Genomic DNA, 22375 nt, shown 5'->3' on the forward strand with positions numbered 1-22375 from the left:
GTAGTTTGTGTTGTTTTGTATAGATGTTTTCCTTTTCTTTTAATGCAAATCAATGAATCAGCTTCAATTAGATTTGATAGGTTCGTTTTTTAAAAAAGGTCGAAATGGATTAGTTTGTAAACGATAAGTGATTAATTTAAGCGAATATTATTGTTGATGGCTTATGACAACTATTACTGTTCCAGACGAATTGAACTCTGACAATGCACTTCCGATTGAGGTAATTGATTATGAAATTGATCAAGGAATCATCAAGCAAGAAGTGATATTGAATAAAAATACCTTTAGTTTCTTACAGAGAGGGACCAAGGAAGTGTTTTTTGACAATTCAACATGCGCTATTGACAAGTCGAAATTTTTGTTGATGAAATCGGGTCATTGTCTTATGACGGAAACATGTTCTGATGCTCAAAAGAGTTACAGAAGCGTATTGCTGTTTTTTTCAAATGAGGCGATAAATGATTTTATCAAAAAATACGATCTTAAACCTTCCTCCTCTTCGTCGTCAAATTCCACCCGCTCTTTCGAGTACGATGCTTTTATTGAGCGGTTTGTCGAAAGCATTTTAGATATTTCAAGATTTTCAAAATCGACCCAAAGAAATATTCTATCGGCGAAATTTGAAGAGATCATGTTGTATTTGATAGAGTTCAAGGGTGTTGATTTTTTAAATTCCTTGATTAGCGACGAGCCTGATCATGATCAAAAGTTCAGGCAAACTATTGAAAGCAATAAATTGAATAGGTTGACTGTCAAGGAATTGGCTTTCTTGGCCAATATGAGCGTTTCAACGTTTAAAAGAGAGTTTGAAAAGCAATTTCATATCTCGCCCAGCAAGTGGTTTCAGAATAAGCGATTGGAGCATGCGGCATATCTGTTGACTCATGGCAAAAGGCCCTCGGAGATTTATGAAGAAGTTGGTTATGAAACCTTGTCTAATTTCATCGTGGCTTTCAAATTGAAGCATGGATTGACTCCAAAACAGTATCAGACAGGTTGAACTATTTCCAATACTTTTTGAGCGAATTCAAATACATAGGACCGCTTTTTGGCTCATATATTTGTCAAAGTAATTTAAAAACAAATATATATGAAAAAGGCCAACATAATTTTAATCGCATTCATCTGTCTGTCAAATACTTTGTTTGCGCAGAAGACTTTCACATTGAAAAGCAATGACTTGGGTGGTCAAGCCACCGTCGAGGAAGAGTTCAATGGTTTTGGATGCACGGGAAAAAACCAATCGCCACAGTTGTCATGGGAAAACGCGCCTGAAGGCACTAAAAGCTTTGCTATCACCATGTATGATCCGGATGCGCCGACGGGCAGCGGTTGGTGGCATTGGCTGGTTTTTGATATACCAGCGGATGTGGATCAATTAGTCTCAGGAGCTGGAAATGTGAAACTTGATTTAGCCCCGAAGCAAGCTATTCAAAGCATTACTGATTATGGAATGAGAGGATATGGCGGTCCTTGTCCCCCTGAGGGTGATGGATTGCATGAATATATCATCACAATCTACGCATTGAAAATGGATAAATTGGGATTGGATCAAAATGCTAATCCCGCTACTGTAGGTTATTATTTATGGAGCAATACTTTGGGAAAGGCTAGCATCGTCGCTTATTATCAAAGGGAGAAAAAATAGCAGAAGTCTCCTGACAAGCAATCCTTGAAAAGCGTCTTTCATTCAAAGGCGCTTTTCTTGTTGCGTAGTTTTTCATAAATTGATTTTCTATTTAACCGGAAAATATTAATCAATGGCATGAATTCAATTTTGAGATTTCATTTGCCGTGGATTCAAATATTTTAGATTACAAAGCATAGCCATCAATGATTCATAAGCATCAGCATTACGATTTATTAGGAAAAGTAGTATTGGAACGAGTGGTTTTCACTCCGCCATTGAGATTGAAAGAAGATATGCAAAGCGAAGCTTGTTTATTGTACTCAGTCAAAGGAAGCTCTAGCCTTTACGATACTGATCAGAAGCATAGCTTGGATTCAGGGAAAGGGGCACTGATGAAATGCGGCAATTATTTCAACCATTGGCATATCAATAAAGACGATGCGCAAAACGAAGCGATTGCGATCCATTTGTATCCTGATTTGATACGCTATGTATACAGAGATGATTTGCCCGAGTTTTTAACCGCTAAAGGAAAACACAGTGGCCCATCAGTGTTAATGCTCGATGGCAGTCAATTGCTGAAACCTTATATTGAGAGTTTGCTATTGTATTTCAATAATCCGGAGATAGTGGATGAAGAAGTGATTGTGCTCAAAGTAAAGGAGTTGCTGAGTTTGCTGTATAAGATCAACAGCAATAATGTGCGAGAGATGATGCATGATTTGTTCAATCCTAACAATTTTGATTTTAAAAAGATCATCAGCAAAAATATCAATGAAGATTTGTCGATAGAAGAGTTGGCCCATTTATGTAATTTGAGCTTGTCTAGTTTCAAACGAAAGTTCAAGGCCGTTTTTGACGATTCGCCGGCTTCTTATATCAAAAACAAACGCTTGGAGAAAGCGGCTCAGATGCTTCAAGTATCTCAAGACAGAGTTTCGGATATATGCTTTGATTGTGGATTTGCAAGCGTTGACAGTTTTTCAAAATCCTTCAAGCAGAGGTATGGTTCTACTCCTTCGGACTATAGAAATCAGATGTTGAACTGATTGAGCTAAATTAACGGATGATAGAACTTTAAATCCGTATGCGGAATGGTTTGATTGAGCACCTTTGTGATATAAACAATCACTAAAAGGAATAACATTATGCAAACTTCAATCAAACAAGTCAACAAGCCCGTTTTTCTAAGAGTTATTTTTATTCTTAATGCTCTAATGATGTTTTTGCCCTTTGTCTTTTATTATGTCTTTACGACAAAGAATATTACCGTCGGCGATCTTGACCCAATGTGGATGGTTTATACGGGAGTTGCTTATATCTTAAGCTTTGCTTTTCTGGTCTATTTTTTAAAGAACCGAAAGCTGACGGGATCGCGGATAATGTTTGTGATCAACATATTGATAGCTTTGCCCGCTGGAGCGTATTTGGGAATCATTGTGGCGTTGATATCTTTGGCGCTTTCTTTATTTAACCGTAGAGTTTTAGCTTATTTTAATGCTTAGATTTTGATTTAAATGATCGTTTTGTTGTCAGTTAAAGGGCATTTAAACAGAAACTTAAATTCGAAGGTTACCGTATTTTTGGTTTCTGTTTTTTCTATATTGTCGAATACGAAATATATTTTTTAGAAATTCATTATTCATCAATAAAATAGATCTCAAATGATTGATATCGTTCATAAATTTCCAGAGTTGGATGCAAAACTGATAGAACTGTTGCAGAGCTTGGAACAAGAAGAATGGAACAAGCCGACAGTAGCCAAGCTATGGGCCGTAAAAGATGTAGCAGCTCATTTGTTGGATGGAAATATACGTATATTGTCTGGACTTCGAGATCATCATCATTTGGAATCTCCCGAGATTAATTCCTATCAGGATTTGCTTGATTTTTTGAATCATTTGAACGCTGAATGGGTGCAGTCAATGAAGAGAGTCAGCCCGGAAATGTTGCTTGATTTGCTAGAGCATACAGGAAAGCCTTATTGCGATTATTATGCTTCGCTTGACCCTTTTGGAAAGGCTCTTTATCCAGTTGCTTGGGCAGGTGAAAATGAAAGCAAGAATTGGATGCATATCGCTCGTGATTATACCGAGAAGTTTTTGCACCAACAACAAATCCGTGATGCTGTGGGCAAGCAAGGAATAATGTCGGAAGAATATTTTTTGCCATTTCTGGAAGTATGCATGTACGCTTTGCCGCATGCATTGAGAAATGCCGCTGTGGTGAAAGGCAGTGTATTGAAAATGAGCATAGTTGGAGAAGTAAATGGAGAGTGGTTGGTACGGTTCAATGGCGAGATATGGGAATTAATTGATAGCATTCCTGTACAATCGATTAAGACTGAAGTGACTATTGATTCTTATGCATCATGGAAATTATTCTCAAAAAGCTTGAGGTATGCTGACTTGAAAGATAAAATAGAGATAAAAGGAGATATCGAATTGGGAAGAATCGCTGTCGATATGGTTTCCTTCATGGCCTAATGAAAGGTTGAGCTTTAGCTAGCGTTTACGTATTCCGTCGATTCATGAGTTAGAAATTTAAATAATTCTTTGATATGTTATTTATATATTCTAATTTTTGAATACTAAAGATTGTTGCAATTGATTTTTTATACCATTTTATTTCCCTCTGGAGGGAACACAAAGGAGGAGGTTTAAAAAACCATAAAAAACTAATTGTGATCCTATATATTTTATCTAGTGAAATTTATTTTTTAGATCGTCGGAATCGTGAATGTTATGAAAAAGATATTTTTGTTTTTACTACTGTCGGCTTTTTGTTTTGCTTGCCATGATGGATCAAAAGCTGTTTATGACGGAGAAGCGATGGCAGAGATTGGGGAAGAAGTTCATGCGGTTGATATCCCAGCAAAAAAAATGACAGCGAATGCAGGCGTTGGAAGATCGGAAATTCAGCAAGAACGTAAGATTATTTGGTCCGCAAATGTAGAGTTTCAGGTGAAAAATGTGGATCAGTCAACAAGTAGAATTGGCGAATTGAGCCGAAAGCATGGAGCTTTTATCTCAGACATGAATCTGACTTCCAATAATTACCGAATAGCAAATAGAATTGTCATAAGAGTTGAGAGTTCACGATTTGATTCGCTTTTGAATGACTTAAAAAGCGAATCTGTTTCCATGAAGAATATCAAAATCAAATCGCAGGATGTGACTGAAGAATTTATTGATATTCAGATTCGCTTGAAAACCAAAAAAGAAGTTAGGGAGCGATACATTCAGATTTTAAGGGATAAGACTGGAAATATAAGAGATGTCATTGAGGCTGAGGAAGCTATTCGCAAAATCACAGAGGAAATCGAAGCAAAGGAAGGCCGATTTAGGTACTTGAAGGATCAGATCAAGTTTAGCACGATTACCTTGAATATTTTTCAAGAGATAGAGCGTACTGAAGAAACCTATGCTTATGTAAAGCCTTATTCGGAAAAATTGGCGGAAGGTTTTGTCAATGGCTGGTCTATTGTAACGAGTCTATTATTGGCGATGGTAAATATTTGGCCACTGTTGATAATAGCTGTTGTGTTAGTCTGGAAAAGAAAATGGTTGGCAAGCAAGATTAGGAGAAAAAATGCGTCTGGGAAAAGTTAGGGATATGAACTTGTTAGTTAAGCTATTATACAAAAAGGGTCTTGTCCGTTTTTCTGCTGATACATATGATGTGTGGAAAGAAAAAGGATTGATTAGGAACTTTATTTTTATAGTGAAGCATTCTCTATTTTCGAAAAGAATGGAGATGATTCTGTACTTGCTTCATTTTGAAAAGGATGATGAAGCGAGAAAAATACTGTTTGAATTAGTGGACGATCCCATTCAAATTGTTTCTGCCAAGGCGATCGAGGGGCTAATGAGAACGGAACTTTCAACTCAAGAGTCGTCGAAGCTGGAGTCAAAACTGAAGTTTTGGAAGATAAGAAATAAAGAAGAGAAACACTGGGCTAAAATACCTAGGCATGGGAATGTATTTGTTGATCAAGATTCTTCATACAGCTCTAGAAAAATGGATGCATCTATTGGCTTTGGAATGATGGATGTTTTTTAATTTAATTACTAATTTGGAAAAGTTATTAGCAAGTATTGGTATACAGGAGTATAATTCATTTATATATGAATATGAATCTGTGCGTATCGATTGGTGGGATGTTGATGAAAAAGTATCACTTGAAATAGAAGTTCATCAGCATGATGATTTGCAAAGTGAATTGAGTGTTGTTTTTTGTCTGGATACAGAAGGTATTGCCGAAAGGACAGTGGTATTTTATGCTTTATTTGAAAATGCTAAACTTATAGATAAAGCTTTTGTCGCAAAACGTGTTTGTACTGCATTGGGTTTTGAAAGTAATTTTCAATTTTCCGAAGACCAGAATGCATTCATAATTGAATCCTATGAAGATGCCATTAGCATATTGTCCAAAATTCTAGATTTACTAAGTAATAAAGAACCACTTTTGGTAAATGATTTAAAGGACAAAGAAGAATCTGAACGATCAGATATTTACTTTGAGGTTGGCGACACACTTGAGCATTTTATTGCAATGTTAGCTGTTAATTCTGATGATATAAATCAAGGAAGTATTGAAAATGTGATGGAGCTAGCTTCCTTGTATGAAGGAAATGAATATTTGGAAGATTTAAAAAGGGATGTTAATTCTGAAATAGAAAAACAGAGAGATTTTGATATAAGTGCTAATGATTTGAACTTAGTAAAGAAAACAATAAAAAATTATACGATAAAAGAATCTAAGTAAATCAATTATGAATTCTCAGAAAGAAATAGAATTGAAAGAGCTTTCTTCTCAATTAAGCAAACCTGACGGAAAGAATGGTGTCGATGTAGCATTTGCGATGAATGAGACAAACAAGGAAATGGTGCGTTATTCGATAGAGGAGCTGAACGCCAGCGATAAAAATCTTATTTTGGAAATCGGTCATGGAAATGCCCTTCATCTTACAGATATCATGGATGACGCGGGCGAATTGCATTATACAGGCTTGGAAATTTCAGAGACGATGCAAGAGGAAGCTGTTCGCATCAATAAAAAATATGTTGAAGCGCGACAAGCGGAGTTTTTAGTATACGACGGAGAGCTCTTGCCATTTGAAGACAATGCGTTTGATAAGATTATGACGGTGAACACGATCTATTTTTGGAGCAATCCGATTTCCTTTGCCAAAGAAATTTATCGAGTATTGAAGCCTGGAGGCGTATTGGTGATTACCTTTGCTACGAAAGAATTTATGGTCAATTTGCCTTTGGCTGATGATAGATTTGAATTATACAATGAGGAAATATTTCGCTCGCTCATCGATGAAACCAGTTTGCGGATAATGGAAATTATCAAAAGACAAGATCGCGTGGATAGCCAGTTGATTGAGTTGGCTAATAGAGATTATTTAATTAGTAAATTAACAAAATAGTGAATAGAAATATACTTGTCGTATTTGACATAGATGGTACTTTGACCGATAGTGTCAAGCAACATCAACAAGCTTTTGCGGAAATTTTGAAGGACATGGGCGTGGAAAGTCATGCTGAATTCAAATCTTTCAAGCATCATACTGACAGCTTTATAGCTAAGGAAATTTACGAGTCGAGCCTTCAGGCATCATTTACAGGAGATAAGAAGGATGCTTTCGAAAAAGCGCTGTCAAGCAAGCTAAGCCAAGAAGCGTTTGATGAAATCAAGGGAGCTAAGGCATTGATAGATTCCTTGAAAAATGCCCCTCAATATGGTTTTTGTTTTGCAACGGGATCGTTGAGAAGGCCAGCATCGCATAAGTTGAACTCCATTGGGATTGAATTTGATGAGGCCCAATTGGTCGCTTCAGATGACATTTACGAAAGGGAAGCGATCGTGCAACAAGCGATCAACAAAGCCTCCGAATATTACGGAGTGGATACTTTTGAAAGAATCGTATCTGTGGGCGATGGTTTGTGGGATTTGAGAACGGCAAATAATTTAAATCTTGAGTTTGTAGGCGTTGGCGAGACTAATTATGATTTGCTTTTGGAAAATGGCGCTGAAACAGTATTGAGGGATTTAACAGGGTTTAGCTTAGAATCAAAAGCGGAAAGCCTGTAGCATTAAAAGTATTGTTGAATATAAGTTGAAACCCATTGAAAAAGCTATATATCTTTATTCTGATCGCATTGCATATCTTTGTTTGTTGCTCTCCGAATACTGCCAAACATGAGGTAACAAATATTGATAATAATCGCTTATCCGCTCAAGTGGATTCGGTTTTAGCTAATCATGCGTTCAATGGAGTCGTTTTGATTGCTAAAGATACGATTCCATTGTACAAGTCCGCTTTGGGCTATGCCGATCTTGAAGAAAAATCGCAACTCAAACTTGAACATCAGTTCGTCATAGGCTCGATCAGCAAGCAGATTACCGCTGTTTTGGTAATGCGAGAATTTGAGAAAGGAAATTTGGTTTTGGAGGATAAGTTAGGTGAATATCTGACACATTTGAAGCAAGATTGGAAAGATGAGGTTTCAATTCACCATTTGTTGGCTCACACTCATGGGATTAGTGATATAAACCAACCGTTAGATTTCGAGCCGGGAACACAATTCCAATATTCTCAACTTGGCTATGATTTGTTGGCCCAAGTCTTGGAAAAGAAGACGGGGAAGACATTTTTGGACTTGTCAAGCAATTTGTTCGACGAATATGGACTGAGAAACACGTTTCATCCTAAGAGTAAGAATTACAAACGTTTGGTCAAAGGTTATGAGATCTCTGAGAGAGGTGATTTAGTATACTCGTCGAGCAGTTTGCAGAATTATGCCGCTGCTGGTTCTTTTATTTCTAATGCTGAAGATCTGGCGAAGTGGAATGTGTTGCTTCATACAGGCAAGTTGGTAAGCGTGAATACATTGGACTTGATGAAAACAAGATATGCGACAAGAAAGCATCCGGTTTTTGAGGAAGTAGAATACGGGTACGGATTGATTTACAAAAAGAATCATAAGGAAAGTCAGATCGGCGCATTGGGCTTTGCCCCGGGTTTTGCTTTGGCGAATTATTATCATCCGGCTTCGAAGATAAGCTTGGTTGTATTATGCAATGCTTTGGAGGATAGGGATGATTTCAAAAAAGTGTTCGAAGTGCATACGGAACTTATGAAGTTGATGTGAATATTTTGAGTTTCTTTCATTAAGCAAGTAGTTTTTACTAAGTGCTGAATTATGTTCATCATGATTAGCTTTTAATGATTCTCTTGGTTACCCTTCTTTGTATTTCTTCTACAGGAAAATATTATGGTTTGAAAAATCAATCGCGACAATGTCTGGTATAGAAGAAGATTCAAGATTATTGCGGTACTTGAGTTCAGTAGAAAAAATAAAGTCATTGAATCGTTTACATTGAACGGTCAAATGCAGAAATTAGGTAAAAGCGCTAAGTTAGTGCTTGAGATTTATTATCAATTATTAATTTCTAGTGATGATCGAATTAAAACCATTTACAGAAGAAGATTTTGAGACATTAATAAGCTGGGTGAACAGCAAGGAGGAACTCTATCAGTTTGCAGGATCGATATTCGATTATCCTCTGACCGATGATCAGCTTAAGAATTATATTCAAATGGAGGACAAGAAGCCTTTTAAAGTAGTATTGTCTTCTACAAATGAGTCGATAGGCCACTGTGAATTGAATTTTGAAAATGGCAACAGAAGGATCTCAAGAGTTTTGTTGGGAAGAAAAGATTTGAGAGGGATGAATATCGGAGGACAGATTATTCGAAATTTGGTAGAGTTGATGTTTGAAAATCCGGAGAAACAAGAGGTTGATCTCAATATCTTTGATTGGAATAAAGCAGCGATCAACTGCTATCAGAAAGTTGGTTTCAATTTCTCCGATACAATGGGGTTAAAAACTTGCAACAACTGTTCAAATTCTGCTTGATATAGACTCGTTAATGATGTAGTTTTGATAATTGCTTTTATTTAGTTATAAAGGGAAGGTCGAAGGTCCTAATTTAACTATTTAAAAGCATTTTTTTATCTATACAAAACTAATCGTGATAAGGTCTAATATTATATTAACAGGATTCTTAATAAATTTAATTTTAATAAAATTTATAAGTATATTTATTTTTTTATATAAAAAATATGTTAGCATGAATAAAATAAATATACTACTAGTATTAATTGTATTAATTACGTCATTTGACTGCTCTTCTAGAAGAAGAGCTGAAGATTATCCAGATTTTGAGATTTCAGGTACTGAAATTATTGATTACCATGGAGTTTCTAAAGATGTTGTTATCCCTGATTTTATAACAAGTATTGGAAAAAAGGCTTTTTATCAAAAAGGATTGACAAGTGTTACCATTCCTACTTCAGTGATAAATATTAAAGATTCTTCTTTTTTTAAAAATAAATTAAGAAAAATTATTATACCTAATTCAGTAACAAATATTGGAAAGTCATCTTTCTCTAAGAATGGATTAAGGAGTGTTACTATTCCTAATTCAATAAAAAGCATTGAAGAATATTCTTTTTCTTATAATACACTAGATAGTATTACTATTCCTAATTCGGTGAAAAGTATTGAAGATGGGGCTTTTTATAATAACCATTTAAAGAGCATTAACATCCCTAATTCGGTGGAAAGCATTGGAAAATCAGCTTTTTCTTATAATCAATTAGTGAGTGTTACTATTCCTAATTCAGTGAAAAATATTGGAGGATGGGCTTTTCATCATAATGATTTAAAGAGCGTTAATATTTCTAAGTCAGTATCAATTATTAGAAAAAGGACTTTTGATATTAATCGATTAGAAAGTATTATCATTCCTAGTTCTGTAAAGAGTATTGGAGAATCAGCTTTCTCAAATAATCAATTAACGAGTGTTACCATTCCTAATTCAGTGAAAATTATAGGAGAGTTTGCTTTTAATCGAAATCATCTAACGAATATTACTATTCCTAATTCAGTAACGATTATTGGAGAGTTCGCTTTTAATAATAATCAACTAATGAATGTTACCATTCCTAATTCAGTGATAAGTATTGGAGGAAGTGCTTTTTCCGATAATCAATTAACGAGTGTTACCATTCCTAATTCAGTAACAAGCATTGAAAGATCAGTTTTTTCTGATAATAAGCTTACGAATGTTACTATTCCTAATTCAGTAACAATTATTGGAGAGTTCGCTTTTAATAAAAATCAACTAATGAATGTTACCATTCCTAATTCAGTAACAAATATTGAAAGATCAGTTTTTTCTAATAATAAGCTAACGAATGTTACTATTCCTAATTCAGTAATAAGTATTGGAGCATGGGCTTTTGCTAATAATGAATTAACGAGTGTTACTATTCCCAATTCAGTGATACGTATTGGAGACTCAGCTTTCTCTGATAATCAATTGACGAGTGTTACCATTCCCCATTCAGTAAAAAATATTAAAGGTTATCCTTTTAATTATAATCCATTAAAAAGTGTTATCATCCATGATTCAGTATTTGTTTTTGATGAAAATTTAACTCCTATATACAAAGGGATAAATAATATTGAAAAAAAGGAAAGTATTATCAAATAAAAGAAAATACACTTAATATGCTTTTAAGTCTTGTTCATAAAAAGCGAGAGTGCTTCATTTTTTGTATTATGAAAATACTATGATGCATTCTAAAAAACGAAATTAAGAGTTATTCCTTAAATTTATAAGCCAGTCTTTCAGATCATCGCGATAATCGAGGGAAAAAGAATGAATTAGCTTTTACTATTTGCCATTTTCAGAACAAACGGTAAGCTAAGTTTGTCCATGATTCATTGAAATATGAAGCGTTATTACTTTGATTTGTCCATTAGATTTAGATTTTTCACTAGTAAGCTGTGTTAGTATCATACAACTCAACAGAATCATGAATCACTTTGATTATGAGAGATTTAACCGTGTTATAGATCAATACTTCTAAAGATCAACTCATCTCAAGCATTGATGGCAAAGAATTAAAAGGAAACACAGATGGAGTTAAAAGTTAAAAACGAGCATAAAATATCATTGTTTCAGTAAATCATCAGACGAAAGCAAGTAAAGTCATAGGCTATAATAATGGGAATAAAGATTTCAAATACGATTCGTTGGTCTACTGAAATAGAAAAAAGCAGAATTGAATCGTTAAGTAAAAGAAACATGGCTATCCACAGTTCAGTGTTTTCAGAAGGGGATTTATATAAAAGGTAAAACTTGTCAAATAATCTGAAAAGTATTACAAATAGCTAACCGACGGATACGTATGTTAAAAAAATCATCGGGTAGTGTAATAAAGGAGAATGATTTAGAAAGACATAGATAGCTAATCGTGATAAACATAAACTAATATTTTATTATGATCATCATACATACTCGAGTACTTTCCGACCATCAAAAGTCCGAAATTCTTAAGCTTTGGAATAATGAATACCCGAAGAAGCTTGCTTATAAAACTATGGCGGATTTTGATTCTTACCTTCAGAATCTTCAAGATTCGTCGCACATGATTGTGGTGGAGAATGATAAAATCGTTGGTTGGTATTTTGATTTTATTCGTGAAGAAGAAAGGTGGTTTGCTATTATTGTAGATTCTAAATGCCAAGGCAAAGGTTTTGGGTCTAAACTATTGAACCTTGTCAAAGAGGAAAGATCTGAACTCAATGGTTGGGTTATTGATCATTCGGATGATTTGAAGAGAAATGGTGAAAATTATCGCACGCCATTGCCATTTTATTTAAAAAATGGCTTCAAAGAACTTTCGGATATACGATTGGAGTTGGAAATCTTGTCAGCGGTCAAGATCCGTTGGAAAAAAGACAATACTTTATGAGCGATAACAAGACAACACTCCCTAGATTGATATTTATTTCTGATATCCGCGGCAAGCAAGAAAATATGTCATGGATGAATGAGTACACTAAGCCATTTGAAAGTAAATATGACATAAGAGTATACTGTGCCCAAGAACTGGCAGGGATAGATAAGAGCATTTCTGATAAGGGGCTCATTCATAAACAATTCATCGAAGGAGGAATCGAAAAGGCTGTTGCGAAACTTATTGAATTGGAGAGCGAACAGATTAATATTATCGCATTTAGTATAGGCGGTACGATAGCATGGAAAGCTTGCTTGAAGAGTTTGAACGTGGAAAATATGATTTTGATCTCTTCTACAAGACTTCGCTACGAAACCAAACCAATAAAGGGGAACTGCACTTTGCTTTATGGACAATTGGATGCGCACAAACCTGACAGCGATTGGCTAGAGTCAATGAACCTTGGATATGAAATAATCGATAATGCTATTCATGAGATGTATCGAGAGGAAAAACTAGCGGAAAAAGTATGTGATAATTTTTTAAATACTTAAATTATATTATTAACATTAGGTAATTATAATGATTAAAGTTAGATTAATCCAAGGTGATATTACAAAACAGGAGGTGGATGTCATTGTGAACGCAGCAAATTCTTCGCTTCTGGGAGGCGGGGGAGTGGATGGAGCGATTCATAGAGCTGGAGGGGCTGCGATACTGGAAGAATGCAGAAAAATCAGAAATAAGCAAGGCGGTTGCAAAACAGGCGAAGCTGTCATGACTACCGCTGGGAACTTGCCTGCAAAAAAAGTGATCCATACAGTCGGTCCGGTATGGAATGGAGGGGGTAAAGATGAAAAACACTTATTAAGTTCTTGCTATCTTAATGCGTTAAAGTTAGCGGATGAAAATGAGTACGAGTCCGTTGCTTTTCCCAATATCAGCACTGGCATTTATCGTTTCCCTAAGGAGGAGGCTGCAAAAGTTGCTGTTGAAGCGGTTAAGTCATTTGCTCCTCAGCATATAAAGACGATCACTTTTGTATGTTTTGATGATGATAATTTCAAGATCTATGAAGCGTTGATTTGATGATGAGTAGAATATTTTTGTTTTTGATTTTTTACGGATTGTGTTGCCCTTTGCTCGCTCAAGACGTAGCTGAGAAGCTTTTTAAAGAAAAGAACTTAGAAATCATCAATCATTGCTTTGAGGGTATGGATACAATTGATTATTCTCAGATACATCCAATGTACAATGGCATTCATGTTTGTGGCTTATCAGGGCTTACGTTTTTAGAAGTATCTCAGGATTCTGCTTTTACGCATCTGATTATTCAACAAATAAAACTTGTTTCTAGAAAATTCTTTGAGCAGGGCAAGCCCATTATTATTCTAAGAGGTCAAGGGGCTTATGATGAGGCATATGCAAGAAGTAAGTCATTGGGGAGCGATTCCATTTTTTATGTAGGTTTTGGAAATTCATGTCTTTCTTTTGGCGATTTTAATCTTGGGGTGACAGAATTCAATCAAGAAACGAGAAGACTTATAGCGGAAAATAAATTAAAAAACAGCCTAAGCACAATCCATTACGATTCTGTATATACGATTGTTGATAAAATGCCGGAATATATTGATGGAGGATATGCAGGGTTTTATAAAATGATCAGTAAACGAACTAGTTTCAAAGGGATTAATCGAGACAAATATAGTGGACTGAATACTAGATTTTTCGCTGAATTTATAATTAGTATTGAAGGGAAGATTACAAACATTAAAGTTCTAAAAAGTATGGGAGCTGAATACGATCAAGAAATCATCAGAGTGTTAAGTAGCGAAGACATTAAATTTACACCTGGTATTCATGACGGCAAAGTAGTTCCTGTAAGAATGGCTTTACCTATTATCTATCATTTAAAATAAAACTTTAACCCAATGACCAAAATCAAAAACATCTCGTTTAAATTTTCTTGTCTGGAAAGGTATGATGATATGAAGCTTCAAAATGACGGACGTTTCTGTGATTCATGTGAAAAGTTGGTCTATGATTTTACTGACAAGACCCTAGAAGATCTAGAGCAAATCAAAAAAGAAAATAAGGGTAGCGTTTGTGGCCGGTTCAAAAAATCTCAGCTAAATTTAAGTTTTTATAAATATGCAGCTGCTACTGTTATTGCTGCGAGTAGTTTGGCTATTGATGCTGAAGCGCAAGTGAATCCTCAAAATAACAATGATTCAACGATGAGTTCGGAGTCAGTTATTATTGGTGATATTGAAGAATTTGACGATAACGAGATTTATAACTTTATTATCGAAAACGAACTTCCTCCAGAAGAGAATGAATCGTTCGATCATTTTATTGTGGACCCTAAATATCCTGAATATTTAGGAGGAGGAGTGAAAGGGTTGTATGAATTTTTTAATACTGAATTAGTTTACCCAAGTGATTTAAAACTTGATGGAAAAGTATTTGTCGAATTTATTGTAGATGAAGAAGGCAATATAATGAATCCAAAAATAGTGAGAGGCTTAAGTCCTGACGCTGATAAAGAAGCATTAAGACTATTTAATTTGATACCAGATAAATTCACACCTTTTATATTGAATGGTGAATTATATGCGCAAAAAATGATTATTCCAATAATATTCAAAAAACAATAAACTATTCTTTGATCATAAAAAATACTATAATTAATGGCCAAAATTAAAAACATCTCGCTTAAATTTCCTTGTCTGGAAAGATATGATGATATGAAGCTTCAAAATGACGGACGTTTCTGTGATTCATGTGAAAAGTTGGTCTATGATTTTACTGACAAGACCCTAGAAGATCTAGAGCAAATCAAGAAAGAAAATAAGGGCAGCGTTTGTGGCCGGTTCAAAAAATCTCAGCTAAATTCAAGTTTTTATAAATATGCAGCTGCTACTGTTATTGCTGCGAGTAGTTTGGCTATTGATGCTGAAGCACAAGTGAATCCTCAAAATAAAAATGATACACTAAATTCTTCAGAAGAAATTTTATTAGGAGATATTGAAAATTTTAGTGACGTAGATATTGAAATCGAAGGTGAAATAACTGAGTGTGTTGATACAACTTATGTTATTGTAGATAAAATGCCTGAATATTTAGATGGAGGAATGAAGGGATTAAATCAAATCATTTCAGAAGAAATAAAATATCCTTCTGATTTAAAAAAGGGAGGAAGGGTATTTATAGAATTTGTCATTGGCAGAGATGGAAATATTTATGATCCAAGAGTACTGAAAGGTTTAAGTACTGAAGCCGACAAAGAAGCTTTAAGAGTAATAAGTAATAAAAATATAAAATTCATTCCAGGAGAACAAAGAGGGCAAAAAGTTCCAGTAAGAATGGTGTTGCCGATAGTATTTACAAAACGCGATTGATATTTCTGTAAGAAATAATTAATGAAATTATCAGAACTTCCTTCAGCTTAGAGGATTTATTAAATACGAGAATTGTTTTTTAAGATTCTGTAATTAGCCAATATCAGAGATGAAGAAGATTAGTTTGTTGCGTTTAACTTTTGTGTCCGCGGCCTTGTTTATGACTTTGCGTAATATGCCTATGATGGCCATTACAGGCATGCAAATGTTCTTTTTCAATATTCTGACAGCATTCTTTTTTCTTATCCCCGTAGCGCTGGTATCTGCGGAATTGGCCACAGGTTGGCCAAAGGCAGAAGGTGTGTATCATTGGGTGAGGCTTAGTTTTGGCGAGCGGATTGGCTTTTTGGCAACATGGCTTCAATGGTTGCAAAGCATGTTTGGCATGTCTTCTATCTTGGCTTATATTGGCACTACTGTCGCATACATAATTCACCCTCCTTTGGCAATGAATCCTTGGTTCATCTTTGCCGCTATGGTCGCAGTGTATTGGCTGCTGACATTTGATAATTTGTATGGCGAAGGTGTCGCGACCAAGATTAGTTCTTGGGCCTTGGCTTTGGGTGTATTGCTTCCAACTGTTTTGTTGATCGCTTTTGGAATGCTGGAATTCGCCAAGAATGGATGGTCTGGCATAAATGTTCCAATGAATTATGATCAATGGATTCCGAATTTAGGCGACAAAAACAGGTTGATCATGTTGATGGGATTTATTTTCGGATATGTGGGAATCGAAGTTTCTGCGCATATAGCGAATAATGTTGACAATCCATCTTCAACGTATCCCAAAGGAATATTTTTAGCGGTGATAATGGTTTTTGTGTTTACCTTGCTTGGAGCCTTGTCGATTTATATTAAGATTCCCGCACATCAAATTAGCGAGTCGTCAGGCGTGATGCAGATTTTCACATCTTATCTAAGCGAATATAATCTGGAGTTTTTAATGCCGATAATCGCCGGCTTGATTGCTTTTGGCACAGCGGGACAAGTCAGCACTTGGGTATCCGGGCCCGTGGATGGTTTATATCAAGCGTCTCTTAAGGGAGAGTTTTTTTCGTATTTCAACCAAGTTAATAAATACAATGTGCCTGTAAGGTTGCTATTCATGCAAGCCGTCTTATTGACTTTGGTGAGTTTGTCGGTATTGTTTTTTGAAGATGTGAACGCCGCGTTTATATGGCTTACTTCCTTGGCGGTGATATTGTATGCAGTGATGTATATTTTACTTTTTTTGTCCGCGATAAAGCTGAGATATACATACCCCGAACAAGAAAGACCCTACAAAGTACCTTTTGGCAATTTTGGGATGTGGGCCGTTTCAATTTCTGGGATAGTTGTGATTTTTATTTGTTTGTTGGTTGGTTTTATTCCATTAAGCTCTTTGTCGCAGGAGTTAAAAACGGCTTATCCATATATTATGCTTGCGATGACTATACTGTCTATAATTGTTGGGCTATTGATTTATAAAAAAAGATAGGTCATCTAATAAATAGGCATTTTGGTCAGCTGTCTGTACCAATCCATATCTGACATCGTCGTAGCTTTTGCTATTTCTTTAAATATGTCTGATTGCTTAAAGTCTGATTTTAATAATTCAAACCCATCTTTTGCTGTAAGGTATTGATATGCTTGAGAAAGACTGTCCCCAATGTTATTGGAGATATCAATGGTCTTTTCTGTGATTTTGAGTTTCTTGTCAATATAGTCGATTCCTACTCCGATAGCGATAGAAATGATGATAACACCAGCGGCACCAGCAGCCGGGGCAATAGCGGCAATGATAGATGCTCCTGCTAGTGCTCTTGCTGCTGATACTCCGATTAATCTAGCTGTTGCATGTCGAATGGTGCTTTTCATTGCCTCAACGCCAAGTTTATTGGCAACTTCACCGGCTCCGAACTTCAGGCCCACGGAAATGCTTTCGCCAATAGCGTCGGCGATTCTATCTTCCATGATGTGTTGAGGCGCTTTGGAGGTTGCGAATGATACCACCAAGTTTAATGAAGATGGAATGCTTTTAAAGCCTTTGCGTTCATGCAGCATAATAGAGGAAATACGCGTAACCTGTATGCGCTGATTCAAGGAAATAAAGATGTCTTTGATTTCATCGCTTCCACTCAAGATGTGGCTTTTGATGACTGTCTTGGTGATGATGACAAACGTTTCGCTTTTTTGAACATGCTTTACTTTGTAGTCTTTAAGCCATTTGATTACATCTTTTGCCTCCATAATATTGATAGGGTCTTTGCTTTTCGCTATGACAAGTTCCTTTAGAAGCTCTATTTCAACAGAAACTTCATCCTTTTTTTTAAAATCTTGAGAAAAAGACGCTAGCGGAGCAATGGCCGCTCCGTTAGCGTTATTTAATGCCGGATCAAACTGTTTATTCACTTTAATTATAGCTTTAGTTTTGTCTGATTTCTTTTAAATTCACCAAGTCGACAATTCTAATCAGGTTGATGTCAATATCGTTGTCAATCGTTGGGATGGTTTCGTTTTGCGAATTCACCAATCCGATGACACTGTTTTTATGCATTGCCAGCCAGTTTCCTTGAGATAGTTCGGATTCGAACTGGATTTGAACTTGATTCTCTTCTTTTCGAGCGGTGAATGTATTGTTCTTTACCAAGTTTAATTGGCTGTTTCTTTCCAGCAATTCCTTTTGAGCTTCAATAAGATTCGTTTCCATGGAAGCTCTGCGCAATTGCTCCATTCTCATTGCTTCCGAGTATGGCTCTGTGCTTGGGTTCACGCCCAATAGAGAATCCACATATGTTGCTTTGCTTGGCAGACTGATGAAATGCGTTGAAATAGGATGGTTATTGATTAGAATACTTTTCATCACGTCTGAAGGGGCCGGCGAAAGCGAATCAGCTCCATTTGAACTGGACATGGAGAATACTTCATTTAAATCTCTGAGATAATCATTGTTGATGACTTGTGTGATGGATTGGCAAACCAACTTGAATATATTTGATTCGCTTTCTTGAGATACTCCATAAGCCGCGACTTGGATGAAGTCATTTAGATATTCGTAAAGAGATTCGCTTTTTGACCGACTGATATTCACTTTGTGCGTAATGCCTGTATCTTGAATCACTTCAATAGGATGCGTAATTTGGATTTCAAAATCTTTCATGAATACGCCTGCATAGTAAGCATTATAAAGTTTATGGAACATTAGATTCAATGAAACACCTTGATTGATGTTTTCTATGCTCATGGAAACGGATTCTTCATTGCTGGATGAAATAATTTCGGAAATGTCTTCCACAGTTTCATCTTTGACAGATTTTGAATATCTGCGAGCGGCTTTGTCAGCAGTGGATTGAAAGTCTTTGGTGAACTCGCTTAGGGAAGATGAGTCTTGGCTGTTTTCGCTATAGCTTGCCGAACCGGATACTTGGCCGTTTGTGCCTGATGCTTGTCCGCTTAAGTTGGATGATTCGGAAGAACTGTCGTTTGATTCAGTTCTTACTTCTTCTTCCAGCTTTTGCTCGAATGAAGTGTCATTGCCTGTCGTGATATCCAAAAAGTTCTTGATGGTTTTTCGTTTATCCAGCTTGTTTTCGAATCTACGTTGATAAGTGATTTCCCTTTTCTCTCCAGGTGACAGGCTTATGCTGCTGCTTAGTTCGCCAAGTTCTGTTCCCGCTAATGTGCGTCGATATTCCAAGTGCTCTTTCAAATGAATTTGAGGAAGTGAAATTGGAGACATTCCAGGCATTGGTCGATTGATGACATCATAATGCGTTATCACATTTCCAGAGGCAAACGAATAATCATAGACAGGAATGAATACGACTAGATTTTTGCGGTATTCTTCATCGACAATGGCTCTTTCCATTAAGTCAATCAAACTCGGACCATCATTGGAGATGTATTCGCCATTAAGTTTTTTTAAGATGAATACTTTTTTGCCTGCGGCTATTAACTGATTTTTATGTGTTTCCCAGATTTCTTCACCGGGATTGATCGGTATATAGCTTGTGTAGGAATCTCTTCTCTGAATATTTTCGCGAATAGTCTTAGTGACCCATTTGTATTTTCGTCTTCCATACCAAGTTCTGCCATTTCTTTCTTTTCTTTTCACCCGTTTGGTGTGCACCTCCGTCCAGGTAAGGGCTTTTATCGTTACTTTATAGAGATTGCCGGGTTGAGGAATAGGTATTTTAAGATTTTTTATATGATCTGGTGCTTTTGACTCATGTTTGTAAGGCGAATAGGTTTGGCCATTGTCGCTTAAGCCATTGTCCGGTGATTTCAAGAATAATTTATAGCCCAATTCAGAAGCATCTGCTTGAAGTTGATGAAGAAGTTGGTCGATTTCCAGAGCTCTTTTCTTAAGGTCAAGAAGCCTTTTGGAGATGCTGTTTAATTTGATATTGCTTAGTTCATCATAGTTGATTGACAAAGCAGCTTCCGATGAGGCTGACAAAGAATCAAAAAGCTTTTCAACGACTGAAATATGCCCGGACAGCACATCTTTTTCAGAAACTAACAGACGATATTTTTCCAGGATCAGTCGAGCTTCGTTTCTACCAATGGAATAGCGATCAGATATGCTTGAGTTTTCTTCGCTTAAGATTTCATTTATATCTGATGGGTGCAAAAGTTGAACGCCTACGATATGCTCATTCCATATTTCTTCCCAATCCTTATTGGTAGCAATGTCTTTATTCTCAAATTCGGATCCTTTTCTTAATTGCAGAAGATATTGCCTGTTGCTCGCTTTGTCTATGGCAATGTGGGATTGGGAAGGAATTTCAGCAAATTCATACTTAGGCAAGGTTAAGGTATGGGCATGGGTTGCATTTATTTCATGACTATTTCCTTTTTGAGGGCCTAGAGCGATTTCTCTATATTCATTTTCCTTAGGGATCGCGATCGATAGTTTGTAGCCTAATTCTTCAGAATTATATCTTTTAAGCAATTCTTCTCGCTTGTAATCAGCTTCTATGCCATCCAGCCATAGCAAAACTTTATTTTTAACCGATTCAATATTTACAATAGCTGAATCTGGAAGCTTTTCTAGTTTTTCCCATAAGTCCTTTTCCGATTCGAAGTTTGTTGGAAGCTTGAGGTCGATTGGCCTGTCGATGCTGATTCTCCAACGATGTGGCGGTAACCCAACATCGCTCCCTATTGGATTTCCAATTTGAGGCAAATTGGGAGGATCGCTTTCAATTGATAAATTAGCGAGATTGATCGCATCTGATTCGCGGTTAAGTGGATTAATTTCATTCGGAAGCGTTATTGGCTTGAAATGACCGAATACAGAAATAGGATCGTAGGAAAGATCGAAAGTGAATTTGTCGATAACTTTAACTTTGTAAATACGCTTTACTCTATCCCAAGAGTTATCATAATCCTTGATGAAATTTAGTTCTTTGCCAATCAATAAATAGCCTTCGTCATCTTTTTCAAAAAGACAGGCGTTTTGATTTAAAGTTAGAAGAGGAATTTTCAAGCCTGAAAATTTGATGCTCTTATTTTCACTTTCGACCAGATAGTCATTAGCAGTTATATCTTGAGAATAGAAATCATGTATAGTTTTTTGGTCATCAGGTTTTTGTCCCCAAGAGTCCTCAAACATCTTTTTCGTGAATTGCAAATCAAGATCTTTGTCGTAGATATTGGTGGGCACGACTGAATTCCAATCAATGTCCAAAGCTCTGTAGCGTGTGAATGGTATTGTGTCGGCGCTTTCCTTTAATCGTTGGCTAAGATTGTTCAATAGCGATTTTGCTTCCTTGACTTTTATTTTATCAGCATGCTTGTTTTTCGAGGCATTAAGCTTGTCTAGAAAATATCCCGGAGGATGGATAGATATCGCGCTTTGAAGATCTTTGGAGAGTTCGTCACGTTTTTCTGTTTGTAGTGAATACAATGATTTGCCTTTATACAGTTCCATTTTGTTTGCGAGGGTTAAAAAAATTAATTTACAGTAGCTGAGACATGAATTGAATAGCAGATCTCAAGCGATTATTTGTTAATTTATATATTGCTATGAAAAAATAAAATAATTAATATGTGAAAATTTTTAATTTGCATTATATTATTGGATTTATTTAGAGATAATTTACTTGTTGAGAGACTATGAAAATTGAGTTGAGAGAAGATGATTTATTGGAAGATCAAGCCGTATTGGAGTTGTACAGAGCGAATGGTTGGAGTGCTGCCGACAAGCCTGATGTATTGATGCAAGCTTTGGCTAATTCGCATTCTTTGGTTACTGCTTGGTGCGGGGATAAATTAGCGGGCTTGGGAAATGCGATTTCCGATGGACATATGGTGGTGTATTTTCCGCACTTGTTGGTGCATCCTGATTTTCAAGGCAAGGGCATAGGCAAGTTGATCATGAAAAGGATGGCTAATATTTACGATGGCTTTCATATGCAAATGCTGACCGCTGATAGTGAAGCAGTGGCGTTTTACGAGAAGATTGGTTTTGAAAAAGCTGGTGATACTGTGCCGATGTGGATTTATGATGGGAAGGAACATTAACTTTCTTAGG

The 22375-nt window shown here is 36.1% G+C and carries 23 protein-coding genes; 21 read left to right on the top strand and 2 right to left on the bottom strand.

What is annotated here, in order from left to right:
• Positions 1–163: 163 nt before the first annotated feature.
• The 20 genes from AABK36_RS20230 to AABK36_RS20325 all read left to right on the top strand — a co-directional run bounded on the left by AABK36_RS20230 (position 164) and on the right by AABK36_RS20325 (position 17335).
• The gene (locus tag AABK36_RS20230) at positions 164–1000 is read left to right on the top strand and encodes a helix-turn-helix domain-containing protein (protein ID WP_309940694.1); all 837 of its coding nucleotides are present in this window, start codon (positions 164–166) and stop codon (positions 998–1000) included.
• Positions 1001–1090: 90 nt separating this feature from the next.
• On the top strand, positions 1091–1648 hold the full coding sequence (locus AABK36_RS20235; protein WP_309940692.1) for a YbhB/YbcL family Raf kinase inhibitor-like protein: 558 nt from the start codon (positions 1091–1093) through the stop codon (positions 1646–1648).
• A gap of 185 nt (positions 1649–1833) precedes the next feature.
• Positions 1834–2679 (top strand): helix-turn-helix domain-containing protein, encoded by an 846-nt coding sequence (locus AABK36_RS20240; RefSeq protein WP_309940690.1) that lies wholly within the window; start codon positions 1834–1836, stop codon positions 2677–2679.
• 99 nt (positions 2680–2778) lie between these two features.
• Positions 2779–3135 (top strand): hypothetical protein, encoded by a 357-nt coding sequence (locus AABK36_RS20245; RefSeq protein ID WP_309940688.1) that lies wholly within the window; start codon positions 2779–2781, stop codon positions 3133–3135.
• Positions 3136–3294: 159 nt separating this feature from the next.
• Positions 3295–4116: a maleylpyruvate isomerase N-terminal domain-containing protein gene (locus AABK36_RS20250; RefSeq protein WP_309940686.1), complete on the top strand. Its 822-nt coding sequence runs from the start codon at positions 3295–3297 to the stop codon at positions 4114–4116.
• 258 nt (positions 4117–4374) lie between these two features.
• Positions 4375–5241 carry a DUF4349 domain-containing protein gene (locus tag AABK36_RS20255; RefSeq protein ID WP_309940684.1) on the top strand — a complete coding sequence of 289 codons (867 nt, stop codon included), beginning with the start codon at positions 4375–4377 and terminating at the stop codon, positions 5239–5241.
• 4 nt (positions 5242–5245) lie between these two features.
• On the top strand, positions 5246–5692 hold the full coding sequence (locus AABK36_RS20260; RefSeq protein WP_309940682.1) for a hypothetical protein: 447 nt from the start codon (positions 5246–5248) through the stop codon (positions 5690–5692).
• 13 nt (positions 5693–5705) lie between these two features.
• Positions 5706–6398 (top strand): hypothetical protein, encoded by a 693-nt coding sequence (locus tag AABK36_RS20265; protein WP_309940679.1) that lies wholly within the window; start codon positions 5706–5708, stop codon positions 6396–6398.
• Between the two features lie 7 nt (positions 6399–6405).
• A complete protein-coding gene (locus AABK36_RS20270; RefSeq protein WP_309940678.1) occupies positions 6406–7068 on the top strand; it encodes a class I SAM-dependent methyltransferase in 663 nt (220 codons plus the stop codon).
• On the top strand, positions 7068–7733 hold the full coding sequence (locus AABK36_RS20275) for an HAD family hydrolase (protein WP_309940676.1): 666 nt from the start codon (positions 7068–7070) through the stop codon (positions 7731–7733). The genes AABK36_RS20270 and AABK36_RS20275 overlap by 1 nt, the downstream gene beginning before the upstream one ends.
• 35 nt (positions 7734–7768) lie before the next feature.
• Entirely contained in the window at positions 7769–8794 is a 1026-nt protein-coding gene (locus tag AABK36_RS20280; protein ID WP_309940674.1) for a serine hydrolase domain-containing protein, read from the top strand.
• Between the two features lie 307 nt (positions 8795–9101).
• Entirely contained in the window at positions 9102–9563 is a 462-nt protein-coding gene (locus AABK36_RS20285; protein ID WP_309940672.1) for a GNAT family N-acetyltransferase, read from the top strand.
• 214 nt (positions 9564–9777) lie between these two features.
• Positions 9778–11205, top strand: coding sequence for a leucine-rich repeat domain-containing protein (locus AABK36_RS20290; protein WP_309940670.1), 1428 nt, complete (start codon positions 9778–9780; stop codon positions 11203–11205).
• A gap of 793 nt (positions 11206–11998) precedes the next feature.
• A complete protein-coding gene (locus AABK36_RS20295) occupies positions 11999–12472 on the top strand; it encodes a GNAT family N-acetyltransferase (RefSeq protein ID WP_309940668.1) in 474 nt (157 codons plus the stop codon).
• Entirely contained in the window at positions 12469–13011 is a 543-nt protein-coding gene (locus AABK36_RS20300; protein WP_309940667.1) for a hypothetical protein, read from the top strand. Before AABK36_RS20295 ends, AABK36_RS20300 begins: the two co-directional genes overlap by 4 nt.
• Positions 13012–13039: 28 nt before the next feature.
• Positions 13040–13546 (top strand): O-acetyl-ADP-ribose deacetylase, encoded by a 507-nt coding sequence (locus AABK36_RS20305; RefSeq protein ID WP_309940665.1) that lies wholly within the window; start codon positions 13040–13042, stop codon positions 13544–13546.
• Positions 13546–14376, top strand: a complete 831-nt coding sequence (locus AABK36_RS20310; protein WP_309940662.1) for an energy transducer TonB — start codon at positions 13546–13548, stop codon at positions 14374–14376. Before AABK36_RS20305 ends, AABK36_RS20310 begins: the two co-directional genes overlap by 1 nt.
• Positions 14377–14388: 12 nt before the next feature.
• Positions 14389–15114 carry an energy transducer TonB gene (locus AABK36_RS20315; protein WP_309940660.1) on the top strand — a complete coding sequence of 242 codons (726 nt, stop codon included), beginning with the start codon at positions 14389–14391 and terminating at the stop codon, positions 15112–15114.
• Between the two features lie 33 nt (positions 15115–15147).
• Positions 15148–15858, top strand: coding sequence for an energy transducer TonB (locus AABK36_RS20320; protein ID WP_309940658.1), 711 nt, complete (start codon positions 15148–15150; stop codon positions 15856–15858).
• Between the two features lie 109 nt (positions 15859–15967).
• Positions 15968–17335 carry an amino acid permease gene (locus AABK36_RS20325; RefSeq protein WP_309940656.1) on the top strand — a complete coding sequence of 456 codons (1368 nt, stop codon included), beginning with the start codon at positions 15968–15970 and terminating at the stop codon, positions 17333–17335.
• A gap of 5 nt (positions 17336–17340) precedes the next feature.
• Here the strand turns inward: AABK36_RS20325 and AABK36_RS20330 are convergent, their stop codons facing one another.
• The gene (locus AABK36_RS20330) at positions 17341–18249 is read right to left on the bottom strand and encodes a hypothetical protein (RefSeq protein WP_309940655.1); all 909 of its coding nucleotides are present in this window, start codon (positions 18247–18249) and stop codon (positions 17341–17343) included.
• A 13-nt stretch (positions 18250–18262) separates the two neighbouring features.
• Positions 18263–21772: a hypothetical protein gene (locus tag AABK36_RS20335; RefSeq protein ID WP_309940653.1), complete on the bottom strand. Its 3510-nt coding sequence runs from the start codon at positions 21770–21772 to the stop codon at positions 18263–18265.
• A gap of 185 nt (positions 21773–21957) precedes the next feature.
• On the opposite strand from AABK36_RS20335, the gene AABK36_RS20340 reads away from it, so the two are divergent.
• Entirely contained in the window at positions 21958–22365 is a 408-nt protein-coding gene (locus AABK36_RS20340; RefSeq protein ID WP_309940651.1) for a GNAT family N-acetyltransferase, read from the top strand.
• Positions 22366–22375: the final 10 nt, after the last annotated feature.

Origin of the sequence: Aureibacter tunicatorum (assembly GCF_036492635.1) — a bacterium.
Classification (GTDB): Bacteria; Bacteroidota; Bacteroidia; order Cytophagales; family Cyclobacteriaceae; genus Aureibacter; species Aureibacter tunicatorum.